This window comes from Rhizobium sp. Root274 (assembly GCF_001429245.1).
In the GTDB taxonomy this organism is placed as follows: domain Bacteria; phylum Pseudomonadota; class Alphaproteobacteria; order Rhizobiales; family Rhizobiaceae; genus Allorhizobium.
In genome coordinates, this window is sequence record NZ_LMJE01000001.1 from 1037299 (window position 1) to 1052251 (window position 14953).

19 protein-coding genes are annotated in these 14953 nt (G+C 61.8%); 4 read left to right on the top strand and 15 right to left on the bottom strand.

The features are described 5' to 3' along the window. Nucleotides 1–44: 44 nt before the first annotated feature. From ASE36_RS05270 to ASE36_RS05325, 12 genes are all read right to left on the bottom strand, one after another. Nucleotides 45–491, bottom strand: a complete 447-nt coding sequence (locus tag ASE36_RS05270) for a pseudoazurin (RefSeq protein ID WP_062276224.1) — start codon at nucleotides 489–491, stop codon at nucleotides 45–47. 116 nt (nucleotides 492–607) lie between these two features. After that, nucleotides 608–1312: a Crp/Fnr family transcriptional regulator gene (locus ASE36_RS05275; RefSeq protein ID WP_062276226.1), complete on the bottom strand. Its 705-nt coding sequence runs from the start codon at nucleotides 1310–1312 to the stop codon at nucleotides 608–610. A 98-nt stretch (nucleotides 1313–1410) separates the two neighbouring features. Then, nucleotides 1411–2304 (bottom strand): SUMF1/EgtB/PvdO family nonheme iron enzyme, encoded by an 894-nt coding sequence (locus tag ASE36_RS05280; protein WP_244474663.1) that lies wholly within the window; start codon nucleotides 2302–2304, stop codon nucleotides 1411–1413. A 68-nt stretch (nucleotides 2305–2372) separates the two neighbouring features. Next, nucleotides 2373–3512, bottom strand: a complete 1140-nt coding sequence (nirK, locus tag ASE36_RS05285) for a copper-containing nitrite reductase (RefSeq protein ID WP_062276228.1) — start codon at nucleotides 3510–3512, stop codon at nucleotides 2373–2375. A 283-nt stretch (nucleotides 3513–3795) separates the two neighbouring features. After that, nucleotides 3796–4311, bottom strand: a complete 516-nt coding sequence (locus ASE36_RS05290; RefSeq protein ID WP_062276230.1) for a DUF2249 domain-containing protein — start codon at nucleotides 4309–4311, stop codon at nucleotides 3796–3798. A gap of 87 nt (nucleotides 4312–4398) precedes the next feature. Next, a complete protein-coding gene (locus ASE36_RS05295; protein WP_062276233.1) occupies nucleotides 4399–4680 on the bottom strand; it encodes a DUF2249 domain-containing protein in 282 nt (93 codons plus the stop codon). Nucleotides 4681–4864: 184 nt separating this feature from the next. Beyond that, nucleotides 4865–6763 (bottom strand): nitric oxide reductase activation protein NorD, encoded by a 1899-nt coding sequence (locus ASE36_RS05300; RefSeq protein ID WP_062276235.1) that lies wholly within the window; start codon nucleotides 6761–6763, stop codon nucleotides 4865–4867. 12 nt (nucleotides 6764–6775) lie between these two features. Continuing rightward, the gene (locus ASE36_RS05305) at nucleotides 6776–7579 is read right to left on the bottom strand and encodes a CbbQ/NirQ/NorQ/GpvN family protein (protein ID WP_062276237.1); all 804 of its coding nucleotides are present in this window, start codon (nucleotides 7577–7579) and stop codon (nucleotides 6776–6778) included. A 78-nt stretch (nucleotides 7580–7657) separates the two neighbouring features. After that, the gene (locus tag ASE36_RS05310) at nucleotides 7658–9004 is read right to left on the bottom strand and encodes a nitric-oxide reductase large subunit (protein WP_062276239.1); all 1347 of its coding nucleotides are present in this window, start codon (nucleotides 9002–9004) and stop codon (nucleotides 7658–7660) included. A 27-nt stretch (nucleotides 9005–9031) separates the two neighbouring features. Beyond that, the gene (locus ASE36_RS05315; protein WP_062276241.1) at nucleotides 9032–9484 is read right to left on the bottom strand and encodes a c-type cytochrome; all 453 of its coding nucleotides are present in this window, start codon (nucleotides 9482–9484) and stop codon (nucleotides 9032–9034) included. 148 nt (nucleotides 9485–9632) lie between these two features. Next, on the bottom strand, nucleotides 9633–9908 hold the full coding sequence (locus ASE36_RS05320; RefSeq protein ID WP_062276243.1) for a cytochrome C oxidase subunit IV family protein: 276 nt from the start codon (nucleotides 9906–9908) through the stop codon (nucleotides 9633–9635). Between the two features lie 8 nt (nucleotides 9909–9916). Then, entirely contained in the window at nucleotides 9917–10462 is a 546-nt protein-coding gene (locus ASE36_RS05325) for a cytochrome c oxidase subunit 3 (protein ID WP_062276245.1), read from the bottom strand. Between the two features lie 122 nt (nucleotides 10463–10584). On the opposite strand from ASE36_RS05325, the gene ASE36_RS22845 reads away from it, so the two are divergent. From ASE36_RS22845 to ASE36_RS05335, 3 genes are all read left to right on the top strand, one after another. Further along, nucleotides 10585–10740, top strand: coding sequence for a hypothetical protein (locus ASE36_RS22845; RefSeq protein WP_200945154.1), 156 nt, complete (start codon nucleotides 10585–10587; stop codon nucleotides 10738–10740). A 10-nt stretch (nucleotides 10741–10750) separates the two neighbouring features. Further along, nucleotides 10751–11266, top strand: a complete 516-nt coding sequence (locus tag ASE36_RS05330) for a hemerythrin domain-containing protein (RefSeq protein WP_062276247.1) — start codon at nucleotides 10751–10753, stop codon at nucleotides 11264–11266. Nucleotides 11267–11331: 65 nt separating this feature from the next. Beyond that, entirely contained in the window at nucleotides 11332–12522 is a 1191-nt protein-coding gene (locus ASE36_RS05335; RefSeq protein ID WP_062276248.1) for an NnrS family protein, read from the top strand. Between the two features lie 64 nt (nucleotides 12523–12586). Here the strand turns inward: ASE36_RS05335 and ASE36_RS05340 are convergent, their stop codons facing one another. The 3 genes from ASE36_RS05340 to ASE36_RS05350 all read right to left on the bottom strand — a co-directional run bounded on the left by ASE36_RS05340 (nucleotide 12587) and on the right by ASE36_RS05350 (nucleotide 14502). Beyond that, nucleotides 12587–12919: a hypothetical protein gene (locus ASE36_RS05340; RefSeq protein ID WP_062276250.1), complete on the bottom strand. Its 333-nt coding sequence runs from the start codon at nucleotides 12917–12919 to the stop codon at nucleotides 12587–12589. 142 nt (nucleotides 12920–13061) lie between these two features. Continuing rightward, nucleotides 13062–13457 carry a cupin domain-containing protein gene (locus ASE36_RS05345; protein WP_062276252.1) on the bottom strand — a complete coding sequence of 132 codons (396 nt, stop codon included), beginning with the start codon at nucleotides 13455–13457 and terminating at the stop codon, nucleotides 13062–13064. A 43-nt stretch (nucleotides 13458–13500) separates the two neighbouring features. Then, nucleotides 13501–14502, bottom strand: coding sequence for a GlxA family transcriptional regulator (locus ASE36_RS05350; protein WP_062276254.1), 1002 nt, complete (start codon nucleotides 14500–14502; stop codon nucleotides 13501–13503). Between the two features lie 207 nt (nucleotides 14503–14709). Between ASE36_RS05350 and ASE36_RS05355 the strand changes: the two genes are divergently transcribed. Next, entirely contained in the window at nucleotides 14710–14913 is a 204-nt protein-coding gene (locus tag ASE36_RS05355) for a hypothetical protein (RefSeq protein WP_062276256.1), read from the top strand. Nucleotides 14914–14953: the final 40 nt, after the last annotated feature.

Below are 14953 nucleotides of genomic sequence, written 5' to 3' on the forward strand. Positions count from 1 at the left end.
TGCGGCTCTCGTCACGCTCGAAGACAGTGCTTAAGCTGCCTTGATCACTTTGCTGCAGCGACGGCGGCGTCGATGCGCTCACGCGCCTTCTTCGGCAGCTTCACCGCGTTGAAGGCGTCAAGATTGGCAGCGGGTGCGTCGCCGACGAGGATGGCGGCGACCATGCCCATGCCGACATGGGGGGCGCATTTGACGCCGTAGAGGCCGGGCACATCGAAGGTCACCTTGATCTGCTCACTCATCTTGCCCTTGAACTCAGCAGCGCCCTCCGGGATCATGCCCTTGATGGATTCCGCATTGTGGCCCTTGTCGGTCGGGGTGAAGGTGACGGTATCGCCGGGTGCGATCTTCAGGCCAGCCGGTTCGAAGACCATGGCGCCTTCCGTGCCCTTGTTGAGCAGCTTGACCTCGAAATCGGCAGCGGCGGCAAGGCCGGGAATGGCGAGTGCGAGGGCGGCCAGAATGGCGATCTTCGGGAAGTGGCGTGTCATTGTCTATCTCCTTGAAGCGGGAACGTCAGCGTTCCGTTGACAGAGACATAGGCCGAGCAGCACACGGCTTCTTTGCGCAAAATCAATTAGGCGGACGGAAGATGATTGTCCCGCCGTCATCCCCTGCGCTCCACCACGGCGGTTGCCAGATGTTCGAGCGCAACTAGGTCTCGAACCAGCAGCTTCTGCCGCCCGCCTTCAATCAGGCCTTTGCCTTCCCAGGCGCTGAAAATGCGCGACACCGTGTGCAGGGTGGTTCCGGTCATTTCGGCGATGTCCTGCCGGGAGATGGGAAAATCGATCCGCAGACCTGCAGGCTCCACACGCCCGGCCTTCTTTGCCAGACGAACAACCGTATGGGCGACGCGCCGCTCGACTTCCTGGGTCGACATTTCGCGAATACGCACATGCGCCTCTTCCAGCCGCTGACCGATCGTTTCCATGGCGCTGACGGCCAGGCGCGGATTGTGCTCGACGAAGTTGGGCCAGAGGTCCGTCGGCCAGCACAGCGTGACGCTGTCGACGGCGGCGATGGCCGTGCCTGGATAATCGGCGCGCTGGAGTGCCTTGGCAAAGCCGAAGAGATCGCCGGGATGCACCATGCGCACGATGATCTGCTGACCGTCCGACGTCACCTGCGTCACTTTCAGCCGACCATGAAGAAGCAGGAAAAAGTTCTGCGCCGGCTCGCCCTGTTCAAAGACCGTCTCGCCAATGGCGACGCGGCGGGACTGGGCGGGCACGAGCAGCCGGTCGAGTTCGTCGTCCGTCATGCGATCGAACAGAGGCAGCGATTTGATGATCGTCCGGTCGAGTTTCAAAAGAGCTTTCCTTCGCCCAGGCGTCTGTCGCATTGGCCGAAGTCAAAACCGGCCGCTTCGCGCCAGCACCGGGCTGCACGAAGCGGGGGCACGCTACATCAACGCGCGTGAAGAGCAAAGAGCAAGGGCGCGTACCAGCGGGTGTCCTTGACGAGACGGAAGCCGAGATGATCCGGCGGAACCCCGACCGCACAGCCGCCGCCCTTGGGGTCGCGGATGAAGGAACTGAGGGGCGCGCGATGTTTGCCGGCTGCGATATAGACGCCGCAGCTTTCCTCCGTTTGCGCGGCACCTAATGTCAACAGGTCCACACGACGATTGCAGGTCGATGTCCATTCCCAGACATTGCCGGCGAAATCGGCGAGGCCGTGCCGGTTTTCGCCGAAGCTACCGAAGGGCAGCGGATCGGGATCGCGCGAGCGCTTGCGGGCGACCTCGCGCTCGTAGTCGGCGAGCCAGCGAAGCGCCGGATTGCCGCTGTCGGCATCGACGCCCAAGGCATCATCCGGGAAGTCTTCAGCGGCCGCGAAGGCCAGCTCACGATCGCTCGGCAGGCGCCAGAATGAGCCCGTCTTGTCCGACAGCCACCTGGCATAGGTGATCGCGTCGTCATGGCTGACCCCGGTTGCCGGCATATCGGCCTGCTCAGAGGTGGTCGCCTCCCGCGCCGCGCAGGTGCCTTCCGCCACACAGGCATCATAGTCCAGTGTGCTCACCTGATACTTCATGATGGTGAGTGGATAGGTTACCGCCTCTTCCGCCTTCGGACCATCGACCGCAAAGCCGCCGCGATAAAACTCGCCGGGCTGGCGGTAAAGAAAGGTGCCTGGTTCTACCGTGATGGCTGACGGCTCGGTCAGTGCCGGCGAACCGAAGCGCAGCAACCCAGTCTGCCAGACCAGAGCAGCCGAGAGCGCGACGATCAATCCAATCGGCAGCAGCAGGGAGCTGAACGGTTTGTGTGGCAGGGGAAGAGACATCGAGGCGGGCATGGAATCGATCCTCACAGAGAGAGGGTGGCGGGAGGTCGCCTCTCCCGAGGCGACCTCCCGCAGTTCGATCAGCTGTCGGGCTTGACCACGGCGGTCATCAGGTCGTCGTTCCATTCGCCGGTGACCTTGAAATGGGCTGCGGCGCCCTTCTCAAAGGCTTCAATCAGGTTGTGGTTGACGTAGGCGTAGATGCCCGGCTGGTGGAAGGTGTAGTAGGCAGCCCCTGCCGCTCCGCCCGGAATGAACCAGGTTTCCTGGTCGAGCTCCGGCGGATTGGCGAATTTGCCGGTTGCCCAGACATAGTCCCCATGGCCGCCGATCAGGTGGGGCCGGGTATCGCGGTTGGCCTGCGAATGGATGATCAAGACCCGCTCGCCGACTTCGGCGGTCATGGCATTGTCACCGGTCAGGGCCCCGACTGCACCGTTGAAGACGATATGGCTCGGGGTCAGCGTGTTCATCACTTCCAGCACGTCCGCATAAGCATCGCCGGCACTTTCGTATTTCTTGTAATTGCCGTCTGCATCTTTCGGGACATAGAAGTCCTGCTCGCCGACATAGTAGATCTTGTCATAGGCCAGTTCATTGCCCTTCTGGTCTTTCAAACCATCCCGCGGCAGGACCATGATCGCGCCGTTCATGCCCGAGGTGACGTGCCACGGCACCATTCCGGGAGGTGCGCAATGGTAGACAAAGACACCGGCCTTCGTTGCCTTGAAGCGCAGGACCGCTCTCTCGCCGGGATTGACCAGGGTCAGAGCACCACCGCCCAGCGCGCCCGTTGCGGCGTGAAAGTCGATGTTGTGCTGCAGCGTGTTGGTCTCTGGGTTGATCAGTGTCAGTTCGACATAGTCGTTCTGGTGCACGACCATCAGGGGTCCCGGCACCGAGCCGTTGAAGGTCATGGCGTTGACCTCTGTCCCGGCATCGTCGATGACGATCTTCTTTTCCTGGATGGTAAGCGTGAACTCGACCACCTTTGGTCCACCCTCCGCCTTTTGTGTATGGGCATGCACGAAGGGCGGGCGGACCAGCTCGACCTTCACGCGTTCGAGCTTGGCGATATCGGCAGCAACGGCGGCCGGATCCGTCGTGATTGGCGCGCCTTCGGCGTGGGCAACGGTGGAGGCGATCACGGGCGCAAGAGCTCCGGCGATCGCAGCGCCGGTCAACATGGTCCGTCTTGTCAGTGTAAGCCCGTGGGTCATCTCAGTCACTCCTTTGGAAAGAGCGAAGCGTCAGCCGCTTCGTTGCTTTCCGTTTTAGGAGCAAAGGCCGATTTCTATTTGTTTCAGGACAAACTTCCGAGGGAAAGCGGTAGTTAACTCGCCTGATCGAGAAGAATAAATTTGTTTTCCGTTGATGTGGATCAAGACAAGCTGGAGCAATCCGAGCATGTCCGCTCGCCTCCAGGGAGAGTTACCGGTTCGCTCATCCAGGTAAGCGGTGGCGAAGTGAGATCCTGTGTAGAATGGATAGAAGAGGCGGAGGTCAGGCGCCGCCGACGCGGATCAGCATCCGGTAACCCGACCCGCTCGCGTCGGGTTTTCCGACCCATTGATGGCCTTGCTTTTCGAGCTCCGGCATCAGAAAGACCGGCTCATCGGAGAAGACTGCAAAAAGGACTTCGCCGGGCTCCATAAGACTGATGCGCGAAAGAACTTTCTCCATCGGCACGGGCGGTTCCTGCCCGGTGAGATCGAGTTGCCACAGGGGATCGGGCCAGCCAGCCGCTTCTTCGGCACCAAGCGAGACGGAAACATTGGCTGTAATGGGCGACACCTGGGAAAAGATTACCTCCCAGTCGCCGTCACTCAATTCGTTGATCACAGCGTCATAGCCGCGCCGGGCCATGACGCTGAGGAGCGGTGTCGGCTGAAAGGTCGCAAGCAGGCGCAGCCCCTCCCCCGGCTCCAGCGTCTGCACCGCCCGCATGATGGCCGGAAAGGGCTCTCCGCCCGCTTTGAGGATCGGGCGAACGTCGAGGTCCTTGAAATGTGGCGGCATTGACTTCCCTCTCCCGGGCCGGTGATCCGACGGGTCACCAGCCGCACATGCACGGCGTGACATGAGAGCACATCGCGCCGTTCTTCTTCAATGACTGCCGCCGCAATTGCAATTGCAGCCTTCATGCTTTTCGCGGGTGATCCGGACCTGCCAGATCTCGGGACCGCGCTCCAGGTAGTCCCAGCCGAAGAGGCCCGAAAAGTGCGTTTCCAGGTGATAGTACAGCGGCAGCGGGTCATGGTCGACGGTGAGCGTTACCCCATGACCGGGCTGAAGCGAATTCAGCATTCCGAAGATGCGCGGATGGCGTTCCTGGTGGGGAATGGAGCGTACGTCGAGTTGGAGCATGTCTATAGCAGTCTCGGTCATGGGATGTTCCTGTCGAAAGATCATGGGGCCAGTGTGCGGAATGCTGACCAGCCTCGACCACTCTTGAGCGAGGCGGACAAGCGCGTCGTTGTGCTGCAACAAAGAGAGGGGCCGACGGGCTGGGTGAGCAAGTCAGGACCCGGGCAGATCGCTCGACCCGGGTCCTCTCAGGCGCGCTCGCGGATCAGCGAACGAGCGCGCGGTAGATTTGCGGCAGTGCGGCCGGCAAACGGCGGATGTCCGGCACGACGGCATAGCCGTGATGGCCGAAGACGGCGGGTACGTAGGTTTTGGCGTCCTGATCGACGGTGACGCCGAAAACATGGATGCCGCTTCGGCGTGCCTCGGTCACCGCCCGCCGGGTGTCTTCGAGGGCAAAGCGGCCCTCATAGTGATCGACATCGTTCGGCTTGCCGTCAGTCAGCACGAGAAGCAGATGCTTGCGGTTCGGCCGCTCGGCGAGCTTTGTAGTCGAATGGCGGATCGCAGCGCCCATGCGCGTGTAATAGCCGGGTTTCAACGCGGCGATCCGGTGGCGCACCAGCGCGCTCATCGGCTCGTCGAAGTCCTTCACGGTTTCGACCCGCACCCAATCCCGGCGGCGGGATGTAAAGCTCAGGATGGAATGCATGTCGCCACAGGCAGCCAATCCTTCCGCCAGCACCAGCAGCGCTTCCTTTTCGACATCTAGCACCCGGCGATCGTTGAACCAGGCATCCGTCGACAGCGAGACGTCGACCAGGAGTGTGACCGCGAGATCATGCCCCTGAGGACGACTGGACAAATGGATGCGATCGGAGCATTCGCCGCTGGCAGCAAGCTCAGTGCGGCTGCGCACGACGGCGTCGAGATCGAGATCGGATCCGTCGACCTGGGCGCGGAGCATTTCGTGGCGCGGCCGCATGGCCTCGAACTGACGTCGCACACGCCGAACCAGCGCTTTCATCTCCTCCGACGGCTGCCCGGTGGGACTTTCCCCCGAAGCCACACCTGTCACGACGCGGCAGTGATCCTTGAGATAGACGCCACGCCGATAGTCCCATTCCGGATAGGTGAGGTCGGCTTCGAGGATGGAATGGCGGAGCGCCTCCGGTGGAAGGTCGAGATCGAAGCGGAATTTGGCAGAGGGGCGCCCCTTGCGTTCACCCAGCACCATCTCATCCAGTTCATCGGCGGCTGACGAGTCGTGATCGTCGCTGTCGTCGGACGGTCTGTCGACATTGACCATCTCGGCCATGGCCAGGATTTTTTCGAAGCGGTTGAGGATGAAGGGGCTTCGCTCGCCTTTGCCTGCCGAATCCTTTTCGCGCGTTGCCAGATGGCGTCCTGCCGCTTGTGCGTCGCGTTCGCCGCTCCCGATCGGTTGATCCTGGCTCTCCCGCCCCGCCCATTCCTCACGCAACACCGCCTGTGGCCAGAGCGGTACCGGCAGCATGGGCAGATAGCCGGCGGGAGCGCGCCGCGGAAACTCCCGGTCCGTCGAGAGGGGTGCAAGCCCTGCACCTGCGCGCAGGCGATCGATGATGAGATCCTCGACCTGCCCCTCGACACGGGGCAGCGAGCCGCGCCGGCGCTCCGACAGGAGCGACAGGCAGAGCCTGCGGTATCGGTCACGCAGACCGGGAAAGGCTGCCAGCACCTCTGCTTCGAGACGCTTCGCCGATTGCAGTATTTCCAGATCGGCCTGGAGCGGATCGATCTCCGTCATCGGCTCGAGCGGCATCACGGCCATGGCAGCCGCGAGCCAGACATAGAGATCGCGGTTCAGTGCTGGTTCTGGCATCAGATCGAGGACGGGCGGCAGCATGACGCTTGCCTCGTCGCGGGCCGGATGGACGAGTTTTTCCTCGCCCAATCCCATGCGCTGGCGCAGTTTGAGGCGATGTTGCGATGTCTTGCCCCGCGCCGGCACCAGTTGCACCGTTCTTTCGCCGCCGAAGCCGCGAAAGCAGACGGAGAGAATTGGCAGCATCTCCTCCAGCGTGACCGCCGCTTGCGGATAGCGGGGCCAGGTCTGGGTGCCGCCGGCCAGCCTGTGCCAGGCGCGCCCGACCGTCTCCTCAAGTTCCAGGAAATCCAGCATCTCGCATCGCTCCTAGCGGATGACCGCCTGTGCCAGTTCCAGAAGGGCGGCGCGGACATCCGGCTCGTCGGTCAGCGGCTCGATCATTGCGGCCCGCACCGCCTCGCGCGGGGGAAGACCGGCATCGATCAGGCTTGCGCAGTAGACGAGAAGACGGGTCGAGACCCCTTCCTCCAGATCGTGGCCTTTCAGCGCCCGCAGCCGCCTTGCAAGCTCCACCAGAGACTCGACACTCGCTGCCGGCAGGCCGCTTTCGGCCGAGACCACTTCGATCTCGCGCGCCTTGGGCAGGAAATCGAACTCGATGGCGACAAAGCGCTGCCGGGTCGAGGGTTTCAGGGCCTTCAGCAGGCTCTGGTAGCCGGGATTGTAGGAGACGACGAGCATGAAAGAGGGCGGCGCTTCCAGTTCTTCGCCGGTGCGCTCCAGCGGCAGGATGCGCCGGTCGTCGGTCAGCGGATGCAGCACGACGGCGACGTCCTTGCGCGCCTCGACCACCTCGTCGAGATAGCAGACGCCGCCCTGGCGAACGGCCCGAGTGAGTGGTCCGTCAACCCAGACCGTTTCGCCGCCTTTCAGAAGGAAGCGGCCAGTCAGGTCGGCGGCGGCAAGATCGTCATGGCAGGAGACAGTGGTCAGCGGCAGGCCGAGCTTCTCGGCCATGTGGCTGACGAAGCGGGTCTTGCCGCAGCCGGTCGGACCTTTGAGGAGAAGCGGCAGTTGCCGGGTCCAGGCCGTTTCGAAAAGAGCGCATTCGTTGCCGAGCGGCGAATAGGCCTGGATCTCAGGCTCAAGATTGCGGGCAATGATGTTCATGGTTCTGATCCTCAGATTATCGGGAAGTGCCCCGCCGGCTCAGCTCAGAAGGCGAGGCAAACGGGCGGGGCATAGGCGTCACTCAGCGGGCTCGACATAGCCACCGAAGGCGGGGGCTTTCTCCTTGCCGGGCATCAGCACCGCCCAGACGAACATCAAGGCCGACACCAGCACGACGGCGCCGGAGCCGAGGCGTACCCAGTAGAAGAGTGAAAGCTGGTCCTGGACGTCCATGTAGCTTTCGCCCAAGACCCGCTGTAGATGCACCTGCAGGACACCGGCGAAGGTCAGCGCAAAGGTCATCACCGACATGGCCGTGCACATCATCCAGAAGCTGGCGATCGACAGCCACTGGTTATAGGGCTCGCGGCCGCGCAGTTCGGGGATGGCATAGGCCATGACCGCAAGGTTGAGCATGACATAGGCACCGAAGAAGGCGAGGTGTCCGTGGGCGGCGGTGACCTGCGTGCCGTGGGTGTAGTAGTTGACCGACGACAGCGTGTGCAGGAAGCCCCAGACGCCCGCGCCGAAGAAGGCCATGACCGAGCAGCCAAGCGACCACAGGAGTGCTGCCTTGTTCGGATGCTTGCGGCCGGCCTTCCAGGTCATCACGAAGGTGAAGATCACCATGGTGAAGAAGGGGGCGACTTCGAGCGTCGAGAAGAGCGAACCGATCCACTGCCAGTAGCCGGGTGCGCCGATCCAGTAATAGTGGTGGCCAGTGCCGAGGATGCCAGAGAACAGCGCCAGACCGACGATGACATAGAGCCACTTCTCGACGACTTCACGGTCGATGCCGTTCAGCTTGATCATCAGGAAGGCGAGGACCGAAGCCATGATCAGTTCCCAGACGCCTTCGACCCAGAGATGCACGACAAACCACCAGTACATCTTGTCGAGCGCGAGGTTGGCCGGATTGTAGAAGGCGAAGAGGAAGAAGATCGCGACGCCCCACAGCCCAAAAATCAGGATATTGGTGACGACGGTCTTGCGGCCCTTGAGCACGGTCATGGTGACGTTGAACAACAACATCAGGGCAACGATGACGATGCCCACCTTGATCGCGAAGGGCTGTTCCAGGAATTCGCGGCCTTCATGGATGTGGAAGAGGTAACCGACGACAGCGACGGCTGCCGCGATCAGAAAGATCCAGAACTGGGCGATGGCCAGTTTCGGGCTGTAAAGCTCCGTCTCCGTTTCTTCGGGCAGCAGGTAATAGGTCGCGCCCATGAAGCCCATGAGCAGCCACACGATCAGTGCATTCGTGTGGATCATGCGCACGATGTTGAATGGAAGCAGCTCGGACAGCGTGTTCGGCAGCACGTAGATCGTCCCGGCCAGAACGCCGAACAGGATCTGGGCGAGGAAAAGGCCGAGCGCGCCGTAGAAATACAGCATCGCGACCTTCTGGGTTTGGTATTTCATGTCATGTCTCCTTGAGATCGGAAAGGCTCAGCCGGCGTCGTTGGGCGGCCACTTCTGGGTCTTGATCGTGCTCGTCCATTCGAGGAAATCGGCGAGATCGTTGATCTCGTCATCCGTCAGGTGGAACTGCGGCATCTGCCGGCGCCCCTCGACGCCTGAGGGCTGTGCCGCCATCCAGGCGCGCAGCGTCTCGCGCGCACCGTCGCGATCATCCTTGCCGCCCCAGCGGGTCCAGACATTGCCAAGTTCAGGGGCGAAATAAGCGCCCTCGCCCAGCAGCGTATGGCAGTTGATGCAGGCGTTTCTTTCCCACACACGCTTGCCGCGCTCGACGCTTTCGCTGAGCGTCGCCTCGTTTGTCGAGGTGGTGCGCATGTAATAGTGGCTGTGGGCCGTGAGCCCCACGAAGATCGCAAAAAAGAATATGGAGCCGCCGTAGAAGACGTTGCGCGCTCCGGTCTTGGTCAGGCGCTCTGCCATGCCTTTGTCCTTCCGTCTGCCGGTGCTTGAATGGCCGGTCGTTGAGGTCTCCGCGATCAACCTTCGTTGCGGTGTCGGCATCACGGGATGTCCCGTTTCTATCGCTTGGCGAAAAGCCTTCTTTGCGCATTCACAAAGAGCGCGACGATCACCCCGCGAAAGCGACCGCGACCGAGCGGGCAAAGGCCGCGGTCAGGAGGAGTGCTGGCCAGGCGATGAGGGCAAGCCGCATCGGGTGGGACGCGCCTCGCAATTCCAGGAAATCGAGGACGATCAGGCGCCCCTTGGCGAAAGCGATGACGAGCACGGCTGCAATGGGGACGACCGTGCCGCCGGCAAGGGCTGCAACGACGGCGGCACCCACGGCGAAGGTCAGCAGCATGGCCAGCGTTCCGGCCAGTTCTTCATGTTGTCTGCGTGTCATGACGGGCCTCACGCCAGATAAAGGATCGGGAAGATGACCAGCCAGACCAAGTCGATGACGTGCCAGAGCGTCGCCACCAGACGCACATTCTCGCGCGCCGGACGCCAGGCGACCAGCAGTAGCGCAAGAGCGCCGAAGAAGACGTGGAAGAGATGAAAGCCAGTGATCATGAAGTAGAGTTCGAAGAAGGAATCGAGCGTGGCATCCGTGGTGAAGCGCAGCTCGCCCGAATATTCGAACAGCTTGACGGCGACGAAGCAGAACCCAAGTGCTGCCGCGAGCCTCAGTGGCCGCTTGACGGCAGCGAGATCGTCACGATGCCGCACCGCGAGCGCGACGAAATAGCCGCTGAGCAACAGGATCAGCGTATTGGCCCCTGCAATCCCCGGCCTCAGATGCAGGCGGGCGAGGTCGAAGGTTTCAATCTGATAGGTCGAGACGACGAGGAAACCGAGGATCAGGATCCCGAACGCGATCAATTCGCTCCACACAAGGATCCAGAGCAGCAGGTGGTCTTCCTTTGTCTCGTTTCCGAGGCTCGTTCCCAAGGCCATGGTCGCGTCTCCGTTTGTCGGGGACCGTTCTAGAGCGACAATCTCAGTTCCTCTTTGTGGGAGCGCAAAGAAGGCTGCGGAAAGACAGGGCAGAGTGCATGCGAAACGGAAGGAAGACCGCCATGACGGATGCACAGATCGGCCTCATCGTCGCTACCCCTGTCATCATGGGCTTTGCCCTGATGCTCCATCGCATGGGTGTGCTTCAGCCAACGGGTACCATCTCCGCCATTTTGGCTTCGGGGCTGATCGCTGTCGTCCTGTTCGTCGGCCAGTGAGGAGGCGAACATGCTCCACACTCCAAGACTGTCATCGACGCAGGTGGCTCTGATGGAAGAGCGTCACCGCGCCCTTTTGGCGCTATGTCTCGAACTGGATGAAGTCGCCACAGATTTCGCGCGCTCTATTGTGCCTGCCGCAGTCATGTCTGTCGCCGCCCGGCTCGAACCGCTCGTCGAGGCCGCTCATCAGCTCGAAGAAGAGACACTTTATCCGACCCTGGAAGAGCAGGCCGGTTCCTGCTTCAGTTCCCTGATGATTGCGCAGATCAAGGCGGAGCATAGCGTCGATCGCAAAGCCGCCTATGAGCTTAAACTGACGCTTGGCGCTGTCGCAGATGGTCGCTGCAGGCTCAGCCTCGATATGGTGGCGCGGATGACAAGACGGTTCCTGGAGTATCTTCAGCGGCATGTGGCGGCGGAGCAGATCCTTCTGGACAATCTCGTCGCTGCGACAGGCGGTCCTGACCCGGATACGGCCACACCCGCGCGACTGAAATCCTCCTTACCCCCAGCGGGTCCCTGATCCTTCTCTCCCTTCATTTGCTTCAGAGCTCACGGCTCCGGATTTCGCCTCGAAAGGGCATTGCCATGCACAGCCTTCCCCCTCGGTCCGTATCAGAGACCTTGCTCTCCGGCGGGTATCGCCTGTTCTTTCCCGGCAGTGCGATTGCCGCTGCACTGGCGGTGGCGCTTTGGGTACCTTGGTATCTCGGTCTGCTTGATCTTCCAGTTGCACTGCCCCCTCTCGCCTGGCATCAGCACGAGCTCCTGTTCGGTTTCGTGCCCGGCGTCGTTGCCGGATTTCTCCTGACGGCGGTGCCCAACTGGACGGGCCGTGCGGCGATTGCCGGGAGGCCTTTGCTCTGCCTGTTCCTGCTCTGGCTTGCCGGACGGATCGCGATTGCCCTGTCGGGATCAACCGGCCTTATCATCGCCGCGCCGATTGCGTGCCTGTTTTTGCCTGCCTTCGCAGTGATGATCGGTCGGGAGCTTGCTGCGGCCGGCAACCGCCGCAACTACAAGATCCTCGTCATCCTTGCTCTCCTCAGTCTTGCGCAAGTGTGTTTCTTCGTCGAGCTCGATCAGTTTGGGGACACGCTCGTCTCCGCACGTCTCGCGGTTGCGACGATCGTGCTGATGGTGTCCATCGTCTCCGGGCGGATAATTCCAGCCTTCACCGGGAACTGGCTGAAGGCCAATCGTCCCGGACTGCTGCCGGTCCCTTTCTCGCGCTTCGATGCTGTGGTGATCGTTCTGTCGCTGGTCACCCTCCTTGCCTGGGTCATTCAAGCCCGGGCGAGCCTGAACTTCGCAACGCCTCTCGGTGTGTTGATGATCGCGGTCAGTGCTGCCCACCTCGTGCGCCAATTCCGCTGGCGCCCGTTGAAGACCCTCAGAGAACCTATCCTCTGGATCCTGCATCTCGGCTATTTCTTCATACCCATCGGCTTCCTGCTCATGGGTTCGTCCCTGCTGCTCGATGATCAGAGCCTGACGTCCGCGGGTATCCATGCCTGGACGGTCGGCGGCATCGGCATCATGATCCTTGCCGTCATGACGAGGGCGACACGTGGCCATACCGGGCTCGCGCTCCACGCCCCCTGGACCACGACCTGGTTCATCTATGCCTTCGCCATCATCGCGGCATCCGCCCGTATCAGTGCGGCCCTCCTGCCCACGGACGCCTCTGCCCTGCTTTCAGTGGCCGGCATCGCCTGGATTGTCGCATTTTTGGGATATGTGGTGTTTTACGGATCGATTGTGCTGCGCAGCCGGTAGGGGCGGCCGCTGGACCGCCTGCGCCTCTTTGAACCGGGTGCCGTTTTGTAGCCCGGTCCAATCGTCAACCGCCAGCGCCGAAGGGGCCGTTCTTCGCCATTTCCGGATACTGCACGGTACCACTCACATCGGTGTCATGAGATGTCGAAAGCGGGACGGAGAGGCGAATTCCGGGGCCGCCGGCAGCGCTGGTCACGCGTTCGTCTATGAAGGTGATCCCTGCCTTTTCCAGCGCGGTTCGGAGCGCTGCCGCCTCGCTCCTGTCATCAGGATAAGCGGTAGCGCTGGCCTCCATCTCTTCGACCATGGCTAAGGGCAATTCCGCTTGCCGGGCAAGGTCAGCTGCGGTCAACCCCAAGAGCGCACGCGCCGCAGCAATCTGTCTTCCGGTGATCATGCCGATCCTTTCGGGTTCGCGTCCAGACGAAGGTTTTTCTCCATCCAACCCAAACGTCCGACCGGGAGTGAAGTTCGATTGCGCTTTGACGCGATCAGGCCCCTTCCCGCGGCAGATAGCACTTGGGAACGTGAGTGAACTTTCAGCCGGCGTAGTCCTCGTCGCTCACATGGTCCAGCCAGTCCACAGCCTTGCCATCCAGCGCCTCCTGAATGGCGATGTGGGTCATGGCGACTGTCGGGCTTGCACCATGCCAGTGCTTTTCGCCCGGCTCGAACCAGACGACATCGCCGGGTCTGATCTCCTCGACAGGTCCACCCTCGCGCTGGACGCGGCCGAGGCCTGCCGTGACAATCAGGATCTGGCCGAGCGGATGGGTATGCCAGGCGGTGCGGGCGCCGGGTTCGAAGGTTACGGTATTGCCTGCGGCCCGTGCCGGAGCGCGAGCGGGAAACAAGGGGTCCAGCCGCACCGTTCCAGTAAACCATTCTGGCGGTCCCTTGCCGGAGGGCTGGCTGCCTGCGCGTTTGATGTCCATCTTGCTTCCTGTTCCTTCTTGCTTCGGGTGCCGATGCGCCTCATCAGGCCGGCAGCGCATTGCGCATCTGACCCGGCGTCTTGCCGTGGATGCTCTTGAACACCCGGTTGAAATGGGAGGTGTTCTCGAAACCAACCTGAAGGGCGATGTCGATCAGCGAGGCATCGGTCTGGGCGACCAGCATCTTTGCGCGCTCCATGCGCAGCCGCATATAGACGCGTGCCGGCGACGCCTTCAGTTCCTGTGCGAAGAGCCGTTCCAGTTGGCGTCGCGACAGGCCGACGGATCGGGCCAGCTGATCGATGCTCAGCTCGCTTTCGAGCGTCTGCTCCATCAGGATCAGCACGGCCTTGATCCGGGGATCTTCACACTCGATGGTCAAGGGGCGACGGACCTGGATGTCGCGGTTCGAACGGGCACGCTCGATCTGCAGCACCTCGAGCGCATTGCGCTCCGCGTCATGGCCAAGATACTGGCGCACGATAAAGGCGGCGAGATCGGCGGAACTGCTGCCGCCGGCACAGGAACCGCGTCGGCGGTCGAGATTGAACAGCCGGTCCGAGCGGACATCGAGATCCGGAAATCGCTCGCGAAATGCCTGGTAATGCAGCCAGCTGACACAGCTCTGGTGGCCCTTCATCAATCCGGCCTCGGCCAGGATGAAGGTGCCGGTGCAAAGCCCGATGAGCGGCACCTTCTGAGCATCGGCGCGGCGCAGGAACTGGACTGTGTCTTCATCGACGGCCGCCTGTTGGCCGAGCAATCCGCCGACCACCACGATATAGTCGAACCGGCTCGGATCAACGAAGTCGCTGGTGGGCGCTACCTGAACGCCGCAGCTGGAGGTGATCAGGTGGCGGGTGCTGCCAAGGACGTGCCAGTCGGCCTTGACGCGCCCGGAGCGGTCGAACTCGTCGCTGGCGAGGCGAATGGTGTCAATAAACAGACCAAACGCGGAAAGCGTGAAGGCGCGCGACAGCACGAAGGCGATCTTCAGCTGCGGCTTGCTGTTGCGTTCTGCGATGGCCATCCGATCCGTCCTCATCTGTCCCAGCAGTCGTAACCCATCCAGCGTGCGGAGCCTAGGCGACCCGGTATCCCCTCAGCTTGTTTTCGATGTTCTTCTGCTATCGTCTCATTGCAATTTTTAATTTAGACCCCACATCTACTGGTAGTGGCAGTCCGCGAAAGCCGATGCGTCGTTCCCGATCCCCTCCCAAGGATCTCGCTCCAGCCCTGCAAAGGAAAGCTCATGCCCGTTCATCGCTTCACCGTCGGCCAAGCCGTGCGTCTCACCAATCTGACCGCCTTGTCACCCAAGGCCGCTTCGACCTACACGGTTCAGGCACCGATGCCACTGCGTGACAACAGCCCTCAATATCGTCTCTACAACGAAGAATTCAAACAGGGACGCGTTGCTCTTGAGCGTGATCTTGAGCCGGTCCTCGCTGTCTGAGTTTGTGCCTTTACGACGACAATGACGCCGATGCAGCTAT